Below are 15,918 nucleotides of genomic sequence, written 5' to 3' on the forward strand. Positions count from 1 at the left end.
GTCAGGCACCGGCCAGGAAGTCACGTCCCCGTTCGTCGAGATCGGCCACGCACCGCAGGCCCCGGGCCCGGAAGCGCGCGAGGTCACCGCGCATGCGGGAGACCGCCTTCCGGGTGCGGACAGAGCGGACACCGTCCATGTGGTCGATGGCCCGGTGCCAGGTGGCGCACGCCTGCTCGATGCTGCCGCGCTTGAGGTGCATCTCCGCGCCCGCGACCAGGTCCAGGGCGACGATCCGCGCGTAGGTGTCCGCCGGGCGGGCCGTGGCGGCCAGCGCGTACTGCTCGGCGGCGGCCCGGTGGTCGCCCACAGTCTCGTGGACCTTGGCGGTGCGGGAGTACACCGATGCGGCTGGCGGGCCCCAGGCCAGTGCCCAGAACGGCACCTCGTCGCCAGGGGCGCCGGTCAGCAGGGTGCGTGCGTGTTCGGCCTCGGCCAGGGCCGCGCGGCGCTTGCCGCTCTTGGCCAGGGTGTGGGCGTGAACGACACGGAAGAGCGCTTCGGTCTGGGCGTCCACCCGTCCCTTGGCCCGGTTCAGTCCGGTCTCGGCCAGGCCCAGACAGTGCTCGGGGCGATGGAGCTTGAGGCCCTGCATGGCCATCGTGCGCATCACGAATCCGTCGTGCCCGCGCAGGCCGGACTCGGCGGCCAGAGCGTAGGACTGGAGGTAGTAGCGCTGGGCGAGTCCCTGCTGACCTGCGTCGTAGCTCTTCCAGCCCAGCAAGTGGACCCCTCGGCCGGCGGCGGACAGCATCTGCTGGCGGACTTCGTCGGTACGGAACCGGGCCCGGCACAGCGGGGCGACGTCGTCGCGAAGGTAGGTGACCAGGGCGCTGCGGCCGTGTTGTCCGCCGTGGCGTTCGTCCATCTCGGAGAACGCGTGGATCATGTCGCGGACGGCGGCGACTTCAGGCATGCCGACGGTGTATCCGGTGCGGGCGGCCGAGGTGCGGGCGGCGATGTCTTGGACGTGGCTGAGGGGTAAGGCCGCGCAGGCCGCGGAGTAGGCGGAGGCCGTCAGAAAGCGTCGGCGGTCCAACTCGTACCTCCACATCGGCAGCAGAGCGTCCAGCGGGTCACCCTCCAGGGACAGTCCGATGGTGTCATCCTCGGCCTCTGCCGGGAAGGGCAGGCCGAGGTCGGCGGTGGTCAGGAGGCGGCCCAGGCGCCGGGAGAGCGCGACCGCGAGGTAGCGGGGTGTGTCGCCACGGGGCACGGATCCGCCGAGCCAGTGCTCGATGTTGGACTTGTTCGTGCGTAAGTCAGTGCCGCACTCGGCGGCGACCGCGCGGACCGCCTTGGCCAGCGCCTGGTAGGTGAGGCCGGATTCGGCGGCAAGGGCGCTGAGCTGGACGTTCGGCGTGCGCGTGGTCATGAGCACCTGCCCCGTATATACGCGATATACCGCTTGGACTGCCCATCACCGTACCGCTGCGATGAGCCCGCCGGTTGACTGTTCATCAGGCCCGGATCTGGCGGCCGGCGGCGTCGGCGCCGCGCCGGTTCTGCTCCCGTGCCCACGTCTGCGAACCGTAGGTGATGCCCCATGCCACCGAGGAGGGATCGTCATGGACGAGCCGGATGATCGCTGGATCGCCGCTACGGCGTCGGCTCTGCTGGCGGCGGAGTCCGAGCGGGTGCCGGTCGACGCGCTGACCGTCCGGAGGCCGGGTCTGTCTTTGGAGACCGCCTACCGGGTGCAGGGGGCGGGGGTCGCCCGGCGGATCTCGGGCGGAGCCCGCGTCGTCGGCCACAAGGCCGGGGTGACCTCTCGTGCCATGCAGGAACAGATGGGCGTCGACGAGTCGGACTCGGGGGTTCTGCTCGACGACATGGTGTTGCCCACCGGCAGCACCATGGCCCGGTCCGTGCTGATGCAGCCGCGGGTGGAGGCGGAGATCGCTTTCCGGCTCGGCCGTGACCTGGCGGGCGAGAGCGTCAGCACGGAAGAGGCACGGGCGGCGGTGGAGAAGGTGTTCCTCGCACTGGAGGTGATCGACACCCGGTTCACCAGCTGGCGCATCACGGTCGCGGACAGCATCGCCGACAACGCGTCCTGTGCCCGGGTGGTCACCGGGCCCATGGTGCCGCTCGACGCGGACATGGACCTGGCCGCCGAACTGCTGGTCGTCAGCGTCGACGGCACCGCGGTGGCCACCGGAGAGGGTCGCGCCGTCCTCGGCGACCCGCTCCGGGCCCTGACCTGGCTCGCCGGACGGCTGCACCGCGCCGGCGGCGGACTGCGCGCCGGGCAGCTGATCCTGGCCGGAGCCGTGCACGCCAGCCTCCCGCTGGAGACCGGAGCACGGTGCGCGCCCGCTCGCCGCATCTTCCGCCGGTCGAACTGCGCGTGCGCTGACCCGCAGCACCCTGCCGACCCGGCACCTCTCCCTCACGCACCACCCCCTCCCCTCGAACGAAGGAGCGGCCGATGGCTGCTGATGAACAGCGTCTGCGTGTCGCGGTACTCGGCGCCGGCCTGATCGGCGTCGACCTCACCGACAAGATCCACCAGTCGCGGAAGCTGGAGCTGGCCTTGGTGGCAGGGCGCGACCGGGACAGCCTGGGGCTGCGACGGGCGGCCGAGATGGGCCACCCGACCACGGCCGGCGGGATCCGCGCCGTGGTGGACGCAGGGCCCTTCGATGTCGTCTTCGACGCCACCAACGCCGACAGCCACGCCGAACACTGGGCGGCGCTGCGTCCGACCGGCACGACCCTGATCGACCTGACCCCCACGGAGCTTGGCACGGTCATCGTCCCAGGGGTCAACAGCCACCGGTCGGCGACCCACCGGCACGTGAACCTCGTCAGTTGCGGCGGGCAGGCGGCCATTCCGGTCCTGTACGCGATCTCCGTGCACTGCACCCCCGCCTACATCGAGGTGGTCTCCACCGGGGCGAGCGCGAGCGCCGGCCGGGCCACCCGCCTGAACCTCGACCAGTACATCGCCACCACCTCCGCCGCGATCCGGACCTTCACCGGCACACGGGACGTGAAGGTAATGGTCAACCTCAGCCCTGCCCGGCCCGCCCCGCCGTTCCGGGTGGCCATGACCGTCCTCGCGGACAGCTTCCGCGCCGCACCGGTCCGCACGAGCATCGCAGCCGCCGCCCAGGCCGTGCGCGCCTACACGCCCGGGTTCCAGGTGACCTCGCTCGCCGTGGACCCGGGCCGGATCTCGGTCGCGGTGGAGGTGACCGCCGGCGGCGGCCGCCTGCCCCCTCACGCCGGAAGCGTCGACATCATCAACGCCGCCGCCGTCCTGCTCGCCGAGCAGTCGGCCGCCGTCTCCCGATGAAGGGAACACCACCCGTGAACACACACCCGCACGAGCGGCCCCGAATCCTCCTGCACGACCCGACCCTGCGCGACGGCCACCACGCCGTCGGCCACCAACTCGACGCCGACCAGCTCCGCGCCTACGCCATCGCCGCGAACGCCGCCGCCGTGCCGGTAGTCGAGGTCGGCCACGGCAACGGCCTGGGCGCCTCCAGCCTCCAGATCGGCCGCTCCAAGCTCGACGACGCCACGATGCTCACCACCGTCCGCGAAGCCCTCACCTCGTCGCGGATGGGCGTCTTCATGGCCCCCGGCTGGGGCACCTCCGACGACCTGGAGGCCGCCGTCCACCACGGCGCCGACGTCGTACGGATCGCCGCGCACTGCGCCGAGGCCGACGTCACCGAACGCCACCTCGGCGTCGTCCGCGGCCTCGGCGCCGAAGCCCAGGGCGTCCTGCTCATGAGCCACATGGCCGACCCCGGCGAACTCGCCGAACAGTGCGCCCTGATGATGAAGTTCGGCGCTCAGGCCGTCGGCATCATGGACTCCGCCGGGCGCTACCTCCCCTCCGACGTCACCGAGCGCGTGCACGCCATCGCCGACGCCGTCGACGTGCCGGTCATCTTCCACGGCCACAACAACCTGGGCCTGGCCGTGGCGAACAGCCTTGCCGCCGTGGACGCCGGGGCGACCGTCATCGACGCGACCGCCCGCGGGTTCGGCGCCGGTGCCGGCAACACCCCGCTCGAAGTCCTCGTGGCCGTCCTGGAGCGCCGCGGCGCCGAGACCGGGATCGGCCTGCGCGAGGTCCTGGCCGCCGCCGACATCGCCGCCGACCGCCTGATGAAGGCCCCACCGTCCATCGACTCGATCGCCGTGGCCAGCGGAATCGCAGGGGTGTTCTCCGGCTTCAGGAGGCCCGTCCTTCAGGCCGCACACGTCGAAGGCGTCGACCCCATCGACCTGTTCCTCGCCCTCGGCGAGCGGCAGGTCGTCGCCGGGCAGGAAGACCTGATCGGCGACGTCGCCCGGCAGCTCAAGGCGGCCACCCGATGACCGCCGCATCCGTCGCCAGCGGGAGGGCGGCCGTGGTCTGCGCAGTCGGCGCGGCACTGCCCCCGCACACCGTCGCGAACGCCGACCTGACCGCACGTCTGGACACCACGGACGAGTGGATCCGCTCGCGGACCGGCATCTCCCAACGGCACGTCGCCGGGGCGGGCCTGTCCACGACCGACCTCGCCGTACGGGCCGGCGCTCAGGCCCTCGCCGGCGGGGAGCCGGTCTCCGTCGAGGCATTGGTGGTGGCCACGACCACCCCGGACCGCTGCTGCCCGGCCACCGCCCCCGCCGTTGCCACCCGGCTCGGCCTGACCGGCATCCCCGCCTACGACCTCGCGGCCGGCTGCACCGGCTTCCTCTACGCCCTCGCCACCGCGGCCGGGCTCATCGCCGCCGGCACCGTACGGACCGTCCTGGTCATCGGCGCCGACCGCCTCGCCGCCCTACCCGACCCCGAGGACCGAACGACCGTCCCCCTGTTCGGCGACGGCGCCGGGGCCGTGGTGCTGCGCCGCGGCAGCACGAACGAGGCCGGGGCGCTCGGGCCCATGGTGCTGGGCAGCGACGGCACCGGCGCCGACCTGATCCGGGCCTCCCGCCCCGGCACCCTGCACATGGACGGAGGCGAGGTCTTCCGCCATGCGGTCGACCGCATGTCCACCGCCTCCCGCCAGGCCGCCACCGCCGCCGGGTGGGAACTCGGCGACATCGACCGCCTGATCCCGCACCAGGCCAACAGCCGCATCACCGCCCTCGTCGCCCGCCGGCTCGGCGTCCCCGATGACCACCAACTCAGCAATATCGCCGAGACCGGTAACACCGGCGCCGCGTCCATCCCCCTGCTCCTGGCCCGCTCCGCCGCCGACGGCCGCCTCAAGCCCGGCCACCGCACCCTGCTCACTGCGTTCGGTGCCGGACTGACCTGGGGCGCCACCACCCTCACCTGGCCCGGCCTCCGCCACAGCCATCCCACCGAAAGGGGCCGGACATGACCGGTGACCTCACCCGCATCCTGACCGACGACCTCAAGCTGCCCGCCGACCGGCTCACCGACGACGCCAGCCTCGACCACGCCGGATTCGACTCCCTCGCCGTCGTCGAACTGTCCGTCCTGCTCACCGACCGCTACGGCATCGACATCAGCGACAGCGACATCAAGAACGCCGCCACCCTCGGCCGGCTCGACCTCCTCATCACCACCAAGCGCAACGGAAGGTGACCACCCCTATGACCAGCAACGGCCGCCCGCCCGGACGGGCCTGGATCATCACCCCCGGCCTGCACGAAGACCACTTCGCCACCGCTCGGAAGTCCGGCGCCGCGGTCGCCGTCGTCGACATCGAGGACTCCGTCGCCGTCCCCGACAAGCAGACCGCCCGCACCACCTCCGAAGCGTTCTTCGCCCGCCCCGACCCGCCGTGCACCCTCGGTATCCGGATGAACAGCCTCACCACGATCGACGGCATCAAAGACCTCGCCGCCCTCACCTCTTACACCGCCCGGCCCGACCTCATCGTGGTCCCCAAAGTGGAATCCCCCCGCGACATCGAACTCGTCGCCGCCGTACTCGACGCCGACGGCTACACCCCCGACATCTGGGCGCTGATCGAAAGCCCCCGGGCCTTCGACACCCTCCCCGCGATCATGCGCGCACCCCGGCTCGGCGGTGTCCTCTTCGGCTCCGCCGACTACGCCGCCTCCGTCCGCTGCGGCCTGGGCTGGGAGGCCCTCCACTACGCCCGCTCGGCTCTCATCAACGCGGCGACCGCCGCGAACATCCCCGCCATCGACGCCCCCACCTGGGAACTCGACGACCCCGGCATCCTGCGCCGTGACGCCGAACGGGCCAAGGAAATCGGCTTCCACGGCAAGGGCTGCGTCCACCCCCGCCACGTACAGGTGATCAACGAGGTCTTCACCCCGAGCACCGAGGAGATCGCACAGGCCCGCGCCATCGTCGCGGCCGCCGACGCCAGCGGCGGAACGGTCACCACCGTGGACGGGCAGATGCGCGGCACCCCCTTCTTCAACCGGGCCCGTGCGCTCGTCGCCGAAACGGACCGTACGTCATGAGCGCCGGCCTGCCCCACGGCTACCGGCAGATCGGCGATGAGCGGATCCGCGAGAGCGTCGGCCTCTCCTACCCCGAACTCGCCCCCGGACTGATCATCGAACACCGGCCTGGCCGGACCGTCACCGAACTCGACAACCTCCTCGGCGCCGCCCTGAGCGGCAACGTCGCCCCCATCCACACCGATGCCCACTACAGCAGCCAGACCCAGTGGGGCCGCATCCTGGTCTGCTCCGGCGTCACCCTCAACCTTGTGGCCGGCATGACCGTCCGCAGCATCAGCGGCCTGACCACCGCCAATCTCGCCGTCGACCACGTGCGCTTCACCACGCCCGTCCACCTTGGCGACACCCTGTACGCCGAGACGAAGATCCTCACCCGCCGGGCCTCCGAGAGCCGTCCCGACACCGGGGTCATCACCTGCCACACCAGCGCACACAACCAGAACAGCGCCAGCGTCCTGGCCTTCACCCGCACCTTCCTCGTGCCTCTGGACGCCGACGCCGCCCGCGACGCCACCCACTACTGAGGGCGGACCATGAACCAGCAGCTGACCTTCGCCCCGGCCGACGACAGCCTGTGGGAGCAGTACGACCAGCTCGCCACCCGCGCCTACGGCCACCCGGTCGGGGACATCACCCACCTGCGCAAGCACGCCGACCTCCAGGTCGCCGTCCGCGGCGGCCGGGTCGTCGCCGGCGGACTGGGCCTCCTCGTCGATCAGTTCTTGGGCGGTGCCTCCGTCCCCAGCGCCTGCCTCGGCGACGGCTGCGTGGCCCCCGAGGAGCGCGGCGAGCACCTGGCCGCCGACATGGCCACCGAACGACTGCGCCCCCTGATCGAACGCGGAGCGGTGATCTCCACGATCGTGACCTCCTCCACCGGCTACGCCCGCCGCCTCGGATGGGAAGCCCCCACCGGCGTCCTCGCGTGGAAGGTGGCCACCGACGACCTCAAACACTCCTTCGCCAATGAGGACTTCGAGGCTGAGCACGGACTGACCGACGAAGCCCAAGCCCTCCAACGCGACCTCGCCCGCCAGTGGAACGGCCCCGTCCACCGACCCACCTGGTGGCCCCGGTGGAAGCACGACAAGAGCAACCTCACCACCTACCGCTTCACCCGGCCCGGCCACCCCGCCACCGGCCTGCTCAGCCTCACCACCAAACGGCACGAGCGCCACGGCATGAGCCTGGCCGTCCACGACTTCTGGGCCGCCGACCAGCCCACCGCCGCCGCCATGCTCGCCTTCCTCGGCCACCACAACACCCGCGCCCGCACCATCGAGTTCCGGCGCGGCGCCCTCCCGCCCTACCCCACCCTCCTCCACGGACTCCGCCACCACCGCACAACCGCCGAAGCCTGGCACCCCTGGATGCTCCGCATCCTCAACACCTCCGAGGCCATCCGGCTCCGCGGGTGGCCCACCGACCTCACCACCGCCGTACCGATCGAGATCGAGAACGAGACCGGCGACTGGGCCCGGTGGATGCTCCGGTTCAATGACGGAGCGGCCGAGATCATCCCCACCCACGTTGAGGGACAGGTGGCCTTCACCCGGCGCCAGCTCGCGGTCTGGTACGCCGGCGGTTACCGGTCCACCACCTCGGCCCGTATGGCCGGAGTCCACGCCACATCGGAGAAGGCGCTCACGACCCTCGTCCGCAGCACGGCACAGTTCGAGCCCTGGCTGCCGGACCACTTCTGACAGCGGCGGGAGCCTCCCCCCTTCCCACCTGCCCGAGTGCCAGCAAACGATGGCGAGCTCAAGCGGTCAGCGCATCACTGCTGTTCAGGAGGTCAGCGTAGACCTCTGCCGGAGTGCGGTAGCCGTGAGTCTTGCGCGGACGGTGGTTGAGTTCGTGAGCGATGGCGTCCAGATCGGCTTGGCTAAACGTGCGGAGGTCGGCGCCCTTGGCGAGGTACTGCCGAAGCAGCCGATTGGTGTTCTCGTTGGTGCCGCGTTGCCACGGGCTCCGCGGCTTGCAGAGGTAGATCGGCATCCTGGTCTCGGTGGTGATGGCCTGGTGCTCGGCGATCTCCCGGCCGCGGTCCCAGGTGAGAGTCCGCCGCAGGTGGGATGGGATGCTAAGGAGGCTCCTGGTGAGGTGCGGGGTGACCTGCTCGGCCTTGATGCCGTCCGGCAGCGCGACGATGGTCGTATAGCCGCTGGTTCGCTCGACGAGCGTGGCGACGGCCGAGGGCCTGGTGCCCATCACGAGATCGCCCTCCCAATGACCGGGGACCTTCCGGTCCTCGGCCTCGGCGGGGCGGGCGGTGATGGACACCATGCCGCGGATGATGCCCCGCCCGGTAGGTCGACGGGCGATCTTCGGGCGGCGCATGGGCCGACCTGACCGCAGGCGCTGAGTGAGGCTGCGGTCGATTGCTTGGCGGCGACGCGGGTCGTAGAGCGAGAGGTAGATCGCTTCGTGCGAGATCTGCATGGTGATGTCGCCAGGGAACTGACGTCGCAGCCACCCTGCGATCTGATCGGGAGACCAGCACAGAGCCACGGCGCCCGCGCGCGGTGGCCTCATCGGCGGATGCGGCACGATAGCGGTCCCGGCCTCCGTTGCGGGCGATCTCGCGGGAGACGGTCGAAGGCGATCGGCCCAGCCGCCTGGCCAACTGCCGGCCAGATTCCCCGGCGGCGATGCCGCGGGATATCTCTTCGCGCTCGCTGCCGCTCAGATGCCGCTCTGATCGCTGCTGCGGAGTGATGCGGACGCCGCCGCTCTGGTGCAGAAACCGACGAGCGTTCTGCATCGGTGCCCCGAGCGCCCGCCCGATTCAAGCTGAACGACTGCCCTTCGCGCCAGCGTCTCCAGATCTCATCCTGCTGAGCCGGCGAAAACCCGTAGTCACGCACCTGTGCCTCCACGATCACATGATCATCCGTGGGTGGTGCGTTGATCACTTGAGGGTGCCATCGTTTGTCGACACTCGGCCTCGCGTTCAAGAACCCGCAGGTGGGCAGTGTCGGTAACTTGCGTCGGGAATCAACGTCGGTGAACGGTCCTTCGGGTAGTTTCCGACAATGCTCATCGGCTACTGCCGCACATCGACGCCGACCAGAACCCTGATCATCATATCGACGCACTCCTCCGCCACGGCGTCGACCGCGACAACATCCACCTCGACGTCGCCAGCGGCGCGAAGGCGTCCCGCCCGAAGCTCGACCTCATCATGCAGCTGCTGCGCGAGGGCGACACCCTGAAAGGAGGTGCAGGACCGCCCGGCGCGGACAGTAATCGGCCACGACCAGGAGGAACACGCCTCACCCGCTATCACGCACCAACTCGTAAGGGCTCGCAGAGAATCAACATGTTGGTTTGATCTTCGTGGGGCTGCTGTTGGTGAGGAACGCGGTGACGTCAGCGGGTGTCTGGAACCTGGCCGTCGAGGGTGGAATGGTGCAGCCGTGCTCGACCAGGAGGGGCTGGACTTGGTGAACGGCCCTGGTGAGGGTGCTGGTGTTGACTCCGAAGAGCTGGGCGAGCAGGTCGCGGGTGCCGAGTCTGCGCAGGTAGAGCACGGTGGCCAGGACTCTGTCGGCGGTGGTCAGCTTGTCCTTGGCCCCAGCGCCCCGAGCACGGATGCGCTCGCCTCCTCGCTGCCGGAGCCGTCCTTGCTCACGTAACTCATCCAGTTTCTGTTCCAGTTGGACGACGAGTTCGTCCAGCGCCGGTCCGGGCATGCCGGTCAGCTCCGGGTTGCGCAGGCACCCGGTCCAGGGCTGCGGGGACGGGGCGCCGGCCGACCGTGGCGTCGTGGCTGCGCTGGTGGTGTCGCGAGGGTGGGGGTGGAGCGTGTAGTTCCAGTCGCCGTGGAAACGGTGCCGGTGCAGGGGCAGAGCGTCGATATCGCTGTCGGTGACCTTGATGCCGGTGTCATAGGTGCCCGGGTCGAGTTCGGCGCGGACGGTCAGCCCGGTGCGGGTGGTGGTCGCCGCGATGCTGTTCACGATGACGTCGTGGCTGGTCAACGGTCTGCCGCGCCAGTTCATGGAGATGTGGGAGAACAGCCGGTGCTCGATCTTGTTCCACTTTGAGGTGCCCGGCGGCATGTGGCAGACCGTGATGTCCAATCCTGTCTCGGTGGCCAGGGCGGCGAGTTCCGTCTTCCAGGCGCGGGTGCGGTAGCCGTTGGACCCACCTGCGTCCGCGGTGATCAGCAGACGGGTGGCATCCGGATAGTCGTGCCGGCCCCGGGCCTGCCACCAGCGGCGGATGGAGGCGACGGCGAACGCGGCGGTGTCGTGATCAGTGCCGACGCTGACCCAGCCGGTGTTCGCGGCGATGTCATAGATCCCGTAGGGAATTGCCTTGCCCGGTCCCTGCCGGTCCAGGAAGTCGTGCGTCTTGACCGGGGCCGGTTCACCGGCCGGCCGCCACTGGCGGCCCGCGTTCTTGTAGTCGCCGACGAGTTCCTTCTTCTTCGTGTCCACGCTGATCACCGGCTGGCCGGCGCCCATGTGCCCTCTGGCCTGCTCGTTGATGTAGCGGAACTGGGCGTCGCGGTCCGGGTGCTGCCTACCCTCGAGCATCTTGGCGCCAGCCTGCAGGCTGAAACCCTCCTCACGCAGCAGGTCCCCGACCGTGTCCGCGCTCACCCGATGCCCCTGACCGGTGAGCTCGGCCGCCAGGCTCCTGGTCGACTTCACCGTCCAGCGCAGCGGCGACATCGGATCACCCCGCTCGTCGGGTTCCACCAGTGCCAGCAACGCGGGCCGCAAACCCGGATCAAGATCTGCGGACCTCTTCCGGCCCCCACCAGGCTTGCGCACCCGGCCCAGCGGCTCCTCGCCGGCCTCCAACTCGTCCACGCCCTTGCGGACCGTTGTCTCGCTGACCTGGGCCGCCCGCGCGACCGCCCGGATACCGCCGTGGCCCAGGATCCTTGCCTCGGCCCCCATCAGCAGCCGCCGCTGCCGCTCGTCGAGATGTGGGAACAACAAAGTGGGGGCCGTGGCACTGATCCGGCCCCCATGACCCTCATGGCCTGCGGTGCTCTCACCGGCCGGTTTTTCGAGCCCGATGCTCATCGCGGCGTTGCCCACCCGGGGGCGGCCACAACCACCTCCCATCCGCTCACGTCGCGGCCCGCGACGCCGACGGCCCGACAAGCTGCATGGAGACAAGGGCTATGAGTACCGGCACCTGCGCCGATGGCTCGCTTCTCGCGGTATCCGGCACCGCCTCGCCCGCAAGGGCATCGAGTCATCCCGACGCCTGGGACGACACCGCTGGGTCGTGGAGTGGACCGTGTCCTGGCTGTCAGGCTGCCGACGCCTCCACCGCCGCTACGAACGCAAGCCGGAACACTTCCTCGCCTTCACCGCCATCGCCGCGACTCTCATATGTCACCGCAGACTCACCAAGTGAAATGGCGTGTGAGCCGGAAGGTGGTGTGTGGCGACGCAAATTAGATGAAAACAACCTCTTGGATCCCTTGCCCTGTCCGCGACGTCGAGGGCGAGTGAGAAGACCGTCTACGGGCACGGACGAGCTTCGTTCTCCAGGTAGTCCATGACCACTTGGTGCGCTCGCCACCCGTCTGGGAACTTCGGAGGTACGTCGAGGTAGACCGGGCTGCTGCGGGGATGCCGGTCCAAGAGGTCTGTGATGCCGGCGCGGGCCACGACGATGCAGGCGAAACGGTGGCGGGAGAGCAGGACGCACAGGCGGCCGGTCTCCAGATGGAAGGCGGAGGCGTCCTGGCGGCCGGAGAGCGGGTGCCAGACGAGGGTGACGTCGAACTCACGGCCCTGGAGACGGTTGGCAGTGTCCACGGTGATGTCCGTGAGGCGCCACTTCTCCAACTGCGCGCGTACCGCGTCCGCCTGGATCGTGCGGGCGGCGCCGATCGCGATGCGGGACTCGGCGAGCGGCTCCCCGTTCACCAGCGCCCCTCGCTCCAACAGCCGGGCCGCTGTCTCAGCCAGGGCCTTGGCTACCTCGGGGTCGTCGTCGAGGGTGTGCCGTGCTGGAAGCTCCAGCAGGCCCCAGCCCGACTCGGCCGTGCGGGCGAGGACGGCATCCGGCGGTGTGTTGCGATGGGGAGCAGTGCGATAGCTGAGGACACGGTCCGCCGCCGTGGTTCCGGAGACGAAGGAGGAGAACGGATAGAACGCCTTCTGTACGAGCGGAGCTGCCATCTCCGGCAGTCGCCAGGAGACCGGGAGCTCGTGCCGCAGCAGCAGATCGTGGTTGTGCGCCAGGGTCACGTCGACCGCGTTGCGGAGCGGGTCCCAGGTCAGGCCGTGCCAGCGGTCGGTGTCCACGGTGGCGAAGGGGTCCAGCTGACCGGGATCGCCGACGAAGAGGACCTGCGAGTCCTTCTGCGAGAACAGCGGCGCCGTCGCGAGGAGTGCGTCCGACCGCATCTGGTAGGCCTCGTCCACGATGGCCCAGCGCCACGGAGCGCACTTCTCCGGGGTGACGTATGACCACTTCTTGGCGGTGGAGACCACGACCGGCAGGTCGCGGAGGGCGGGTGCTTCCTTGTTGCTCCGCACATTCGCGTGTCGGGTCACGCGCTCGGGCAGGGTGAAGCCGCTCGCGTGCAAGCGGCCGACCGGGAGATCGGGGTACTCCCGGGCGATGTTGTCGACCAGGTCGTCGACCTGCTCGTTGGTCTGCGCGACGATCATGACCTGGTGGCCGGCCGACGTCAGGTGGCCGGTGGCACGCTTGACCAGCGTGGACTTTCCGGCGCCCGGCGGGGAGTCCACCACGATGCCGCGCCCCGTGGCCGAGTCCAAGTCGGCCAGGACGCCGTTGACCGCCCGGTCGGCGAGCGCCCCGGGCGACATGCCATTGTCGGATTCCTGGGTGGCTGTCATTCCCAGACCTCTTCCGCGTCCTCGTCGGTGGGCTCGTACGGCTGTGGCGGGCCGCCGTGAGTCCAGGGGGTGTCCTCTTCGGCGGGGAGCGCGGACGGCATGCTCTGAGGGTCGATGGAAGTGAAGGTGACCGTCTCGCCCAGGGCGGCCAGCGTGCCCGGGGGCGCCGGTGGTTTGCGCTTCCTGTCGAAGCCGCCGTTCAGCTGGATGAGTACGACGGCCCCGTCGCCGCGAGAGGCGACCTCGAGGATCTCGGCCTTCTGCCCGGGCCTTGCCGGGCACTTGACCGCCGTCCCGGCCGCCATGGACACCGGGAGGTCGCAGTGAACGGTGACGGTCGGGCGCCACAGCGGGGATCCAGGCCGTTTTCCCGGGACGGTGCGCTCATCGTCCCGGGCCGCGACGACGCCCGTGAACGCCTCGCCCGTCAGCTCGTACTCCGCCATCACTAGCGGATCGTCATACGCGCGCTCGGCGTCGTACCGCGCCTGGGCCTCCTCCATGCGAGCGAGGCGGCGGGCCGCCCCCACCGCGTGGTCGCGGCGGGCCTGCGGTCGGCCGTCGTCATCCAGATAGGCGGCGTACTCGCCGAACAGCTGCCGGTCGAAGGCCCGTCGGCCGGCGACGTGCTCCCCCGGGGGAAGCTCGCGCAGCCGACGGATCCCCTGCCACATCAGATGCCACGTCGGCAGCATCTGGCCGCGCAGTTCGTGGTCGATGGTGCGGGCGGCGGCGTCCCGCCCCCGCTGCCCGGGCGCGCCCTCGTACTTCGCGATCAATTCGTCGAGCGTGCGGTCGAAAACCGGGTCGGTCGCTGGGCCAGTGGGCGGCCACGCCGCGGGATCCTCGCGCTCTCGGGCGGTCTCGGCCCCGGTGCGTCCGGCGGGCGGATCGATCCAGCCGAGCAGGGAGGCCAGGTTTGCGTTCTCGGTGGGGCTCTGTCCGGTGGCCCAGTGGGCGGAGAGGGACCGCGTCATGGCCTGGAGCAGGCCTGAGTCCGGGAACTCGGCCCGGTCGGCGAACCAGGTCAGCCACTTCCCGAGCAGGGGTACGGACGGGGAGACGGCGTGCGGACCATCCGTCGCGCGCAGTCGGGTCAGGCGGCCGAGCAGCCTGACGTACGTGATTCCCCCGGCGTTCGGGACGAGGAGCTGGGGTGCGCGCAGGGGCCGCACCCGCTGCTCCTTGTCCTTGCCGCGCCCGACCGTGTACGGCTCCTTCGGCGCCGCACGGCACTCCTCGAAGTAGGGCAGGAGGAGGTCCGCGAGGCTCTCGACGAAGCCGAAGCGCTCGGTCTGGTCGTGGGGGCGGCGGACCGTCAGGAGCACCGGGAGGTTGGGATCCGTTCCGGCGAGCGCGGCAAGCGGCGCGCAGGCCTCGCCGGCGAGGGTGAGCGGGACGAGAACGAAGGGGGTGTCGTCCAGGTGCTCGTGACGCACGGTCGTCAGCCGCTCGGCGTCTCCGGACGCGGAGGCCCGGAGGGCGGCCACCGTGGCGATTTCGCTCACGCGGTCGCACCTCCACGCAGCCGGCGGAGCCGTTCGGCGGCCCGCAGGCGGATGATGACCGCCTCCTCCGCGGGGCCCGGGGCGCTAGTGCCGTCGAGGTGCCCGAGGGCGGTCCGGGTGGAGTCGATGCCGGGCAGGCTGTTGCGTACCACTCCGCCCAGCCGGGCGGGGGAGGCGCAGGCGGTGGCCTCGTCCCGGCAGTAGCGGGACATCTCGCAGAACGAGAGGCAGTCAGGGGTGAAGCTGGCGTCCAGCTCTCGCATCGTGGCGTCGATCTCGGCCTCCGGCCGTTCGGTGTCGAGGGTCGCGGCGGGAGAGAGGGCGTGCGCCAGATCGTCGGCCCGGCGCAGACGGGACAACTGGAACCGCAGGGAGTCGAGTTCCTGGCGGAGGTCGATCAGCTTTCCGTAGGGACGGTTGGAGAAGTCCTTCGGGCAGATGAGGAGGAACTCGTGGGCGATCGTCTCGGGGGCGAGGCCGAGTTCGGCGAAGGTCTGCCGTAGGGCGAGGACGGACACCGCGGCTTGTTTCGTGGTCTGGGCGACCGCCAACGGGTTCGCCTGGCCGTCGATGGCTGGGAAGGAGCGGATCTCCACCACGTAGAACTGCCCGCCGGTGCGATGGCTGAGGGCCTGCGGAATGATGTGAGCGGTCTGGCCGGCGACCTCCAGGGTCAGGACGGGCCGGTCCAGAATCAGCCGCTCGTCGGCGCGGGCCGCCAGACGGTTCAGAAGCCGCCGGGTCTCGCCCGCCCGTACGGCGAGCGAAGCGTCGCCGCCCACCTCGGTCAGATCGGCCACCGCGGCTTCCTCGACCGGGGCGCCGAGCTGCTCCCGGAGCAGGCGGATGAGCTCCGCATAGCCGCCCCACTTGACCAGGGCCTCGAAGCTCTGCTCGCGCCGGATCGCGAAGGGGGACTGGCCGAAACGCGGTTCGTGGCCCAGGCGTTGGGCGAGCAACGCCTTGTTCACGCCCGCCGCGTCGAGTACGGCGCGGCGGGAGCAGGCCGGATTGGCTGTGAGGGCGGTGATCTTGCGTGCCGTGTACTCCTGCGGGGGACGCGGTCCGCGCAGGACGGCGAGCCTTCCCGGGGAGGGGGCAGAGGGGTGCTGCGGAGGCATCTTCTCTTCTTACGCGGAATTCTG

The 15,918-nt window shown here is 70.5% G+C and carries 14 protein-coding genes and 2 pseudogenes; 9 read left to right on the plus strand and 7 right to left on the minus strand.

Annotation, left to right across the window (positions count from 1 at the left end):
• Position 1: 1 nt before the first annotated feature.
• The gene (locus tag ACFVVO_RS32625; RefSeq protein WP_390059791.1) at positions 2-1,375 is read right to left on the minus strand and encodes a hypothetical protein; all 1,374 of its coding nucleotides are present in this window, start codon (positions 1,373-1,375) and stop codon (positions 2-4) included.
• 193 nt (positions 1,376-1,568) lie between these two features.
• Here ACFVVO_RS32625 and ACFVVO_RS32630 point away from each other — a divergent pair, with 193 nt between their 5' ends.
• From ACFVVO_RS32630 to eis, 8 genes are read left to right on the plus strand one after another with little or no spacing between them, the layout of a single operon-like run.
• The gene (locus ACFVVO_RS32630; RefSeq protein ID WP_390059793.1) at positions 1,569-2,483 is read left to right on the plus strand and encodes a 2-keto-4-pentenoate hydratase; all 915 of its coding nucleotides are present in this window, start codon (positions 1,569-1,571) and stop codon (positions 2,481-2,483) included.
• Positions 2,432-3,301 carry an acetaldehyde dehydrogenase (acetylating) gene (locus ACFVVO_RS32635; protein WP_390059795.1) on the plus strand — a complete coding sequence of 290 codons (870 nt, stop codon included), beginning with the start codon at positions 2,432-2,434 and terminating at the stop codon, positions 3,299-3,301. Before ACFVVO_RS32630 ends, ACFVVO_RS32635 begins: the two co-directional genes overlap by 52 nt.
• 14 nt (positions 3,302-3,315) lie before the next feature.
• Entirely contained in the window at positions 3,316-4,341 is a 1,026-nt protein-coding gene (dmpG, locus tag ACFVVO_RS32640) for a 4-hydroxy-2-oxovalerate aldolase (protein WP_390059797.1), read from the plus strand.
• Positions 4,338-5,339: a beta-ketoacyl-ACP synthase III gene (locus tag ACFVVO_RS32645; protein ID WP_390059799.1), complete on the plus strand. Its 1,002-nt coding sequence runs from the start codon at positions 4,338-4,340 to the stop codon at positions 5,337-5,339. Before dmpG ends, ACFVVO_RS32645 begins: the two co-directional genes overlap by 4 nt.
• Complete coding sequence (locus ACFVVO_RS32650; RefSeq protein ID WP_072489458.1) at positions 5,336-5,566, plus strand: acyl carrier protein; 231 nt, start codon at positions 5,336-5,338, stop codon at positions 5,564-5,566. The genes ACFVVO_RS32645 and ACFVVO_RS32650 overlap by 4 nt, the downstream gene beginning before the upstream one ends.
• Before the next feature lie 8 nt (positions 5,567-5,574).
• Positions 5,575-6,420 (plus strand): HpcH/HpaI aldolase/citrate lyase family protein, encoded by an 846-nt coding sequence (locus tag ACFVVO_RS32655; protein WP_390059801.1) that lies wholly within the window; start codon positions 5,575-5,577, stop codon positions 6,418-6,420.
• On the plus strand, positions 6,417-6,947 hold the full coding sequence (locus ACFVVO_RS32660; protein ID WP_390059803.1) for a MaoC family dehydratase: 531 nt from the start codon (positions 6,417-6,419) through the stop codon (positions 6,945-6,947). Before ACFVVO_RS32655 ends, ACFVVO_RS32660 begins: the two co-directional genes overlap by 4 nt.
• Positions 6,948-6,956: 9 nt before the next feature.
• Complete coding sequence (eis, locus tag ACFVVO_RS32665; RefSeq protein ID WP_390059805.1) at positions 6,957-8,126, plus strand: enhanced intracellular survival protein Eis; 1,170 nt, start codon at positions 6,957-6,959, stop codon at positions 8,124-8,126.
• Positions 8,127-8,184: 58 nt separating this feature from the next.
• Here the strand turns inward: eis and ACFVVO_RS32670 are convergent.
• From ACFVVO_RS32670 to ACFVVO_RS32680, 3 genes and pseudogenes are all read right to left on the minus strand, one after another.
• Positions 8,185-9,308, minus strand: a pseudogene (locus tag ACFVVO_RS32670) (IS30 family transposase).
• Between the two features lie 161 nt (positions 9,309-9,469).
• Positions 9,470-9,712, minus strand: a complete 243-nt coding sequence (locus ACFVVO_RS32675) for a hypothetical protein (RefSeq protein ID WP_390059806.1) — start codon at positions 9,710-9,712, stop codon at positions 9,470-9,472.
• A 28-nt stretch (positions 9,713-9,740) separates the two neighbouring features.
• Positions 9,741-11,336 (minus strand): ISAzo13 family transposase, encoded by a 1,596-nt coding sequence (locus tag ACFVVO_RS32680; RefSeq protein WP_390059873.1) that lies wholly within the window; start codon positions 11,334-11,336, stop codon positions 9,741-9,743.
• Positions 11,337-11,499: 163 nt separating this feature from the next.
• On the opposite strand from ACFVVO_RS32680, the pseudogene ACFVVO_RS32685 reads away from it, so the two are divergent.
• Positions 11,500-11,805: pseudogene (locus tag ACFVVO_RS32685) on the plus strand (transposase); the annotation flags it as partial.
• A 107-nt stretch (positions 11,806-11,912) separates the two neighbouring features.
• Here the strand turns inward: ACFVVO_RS32685 and ACFVVO_RS32690 are convergent.
• Genes ACFVVO_RS32690 through ACFVVO_RS32700 form a run of 3 tightly spaced genes read right to left on the minus strand, consistent with a single transcriptional unit; the run spans position 11,913 to position 15,894 of the window.
• Positions 11,913-13,265, minus strand: coding sequence for an AAA family ATPase (locus ACFVVO_RS32690; RefSeq protein ID WP_390059808.1), 1,353 nt, complete (start codon positions 13,263-13,265; stop codon positions 11,913-11,915).
• Entirely contained in the window at positions 13,262-14,773 is a 1,512-nt protein-coding gene (locus ACFVVO_RS32695; RefSeq protein WP_390059810.1) for a hypothetical protein, read from the minus strand. Before ACFVVO_RS32695 ends, ACFVVO_RS32690 begins: the two co-directional genes overlap by 4 nt.
• On the minus strand, positions 14,770-15,894 hold the full coding sequence (locus ACFVVO_RS32700) for a hypothetical protein (RefSeq protein WP_390059812.1): 1,125 nt from the start codon (positions 15,892-15,894) through the stop codon (positions 14,770-14,772). The genes ACFVVO_RS32695 and ACFVVO_RS32700 overlap by 4 nt, the downstream gene beginning before the upstream one ends.
• Between the last annotated feature and the right edge of the window lie 24 nt (positions 15,895-15,918).

This window comes from Streptomyces sp. NPDC058145 (genome assembly GCF_042884245.1).
Taxonomy (GTDB): domain Bacteria; phylum Actinomycetota; class Actinomycetes; order Streptomycetales; family Streptomycetaceae; genus Streptomyces.

Coding starts and splice junctions, on each gene's coding strand:
- ACFVVO_RS32700 (WP_390059812.1), bottom strand. CDS start 15,894: ATGCCTCCGCAGCACCCCTCTGCCCCCTCCCCGGGAAGGCTCGCCGTC.
- ACFVVO_RS32650 (WP_072489458.1), top strand. CDS start 5,336: ATGACCGGTGACCTCACCCGCATCCTGACCGACGACCTCAAGCTGCCC.
- ACFVVO_RS32645 (WP_390059799.1), top strand. CDS start 4,338: ATGACCGCCGCATCCGTCGCCAGCGGGAGGGCGGCCGTGGTCTGCGCA.
- ACFVVO_RS32625 (WP_390059791.1), bottom strand. CDS start 1,375: ATGACCACGCGCACGCCGAACGTCCAGCTCAGCGCCCTTGCCGCCGAA.
- eis (WP_390059805.1), top strand. CDS start 6,957: ATGAACCAGCAGCTGACCTTCGCCCCGGCCGACGACAGCCTGTGGGAG.
- ACFVVO_RS32655 (WP_390059801.1), top strand. CDS start 5,575: ATGACCAGCAACGGCCGCCCGCCCGGACGGGCCTGGATCATCACCCCC.
- ACFVVO_RS32660 (WP_390059803.1), top strand. CDS start 6,417: ATGAGCGCCGGCCTGCCCCACGGCTACCGGCAGATCGGCGATGAGCGG.
- ACFVVO_RS32680 (WP_390059873.1), bottom strand. CDS start 11,336: ATGGGGGCCGAGGCAAGGATCCTGGGCCACGGCGGTATCCGGGCGGTC.
- ACFVVO_RS32635 (WP_390059795.1), top strand. CDS start 2,432: ATGGCTGCTGATGAACAGCGTCTGCGTGTCGCGGTACTCGGCGCCGGC.
- ACFVVO_RS32630 (WP_390059793.1), top strand. CDS start 1,569: ATGGACGAGCCGGATGATCGCTGGATCGCCGCTACGGCGTCGGCTCTG.
- ACFVVO_RS32690 (WP_390059808.1), bottom strand. CDS start 13,265: ATGACAGCCACCCAGGAATCCGACAATGGCATGTCGCCCGGGGCGCTC.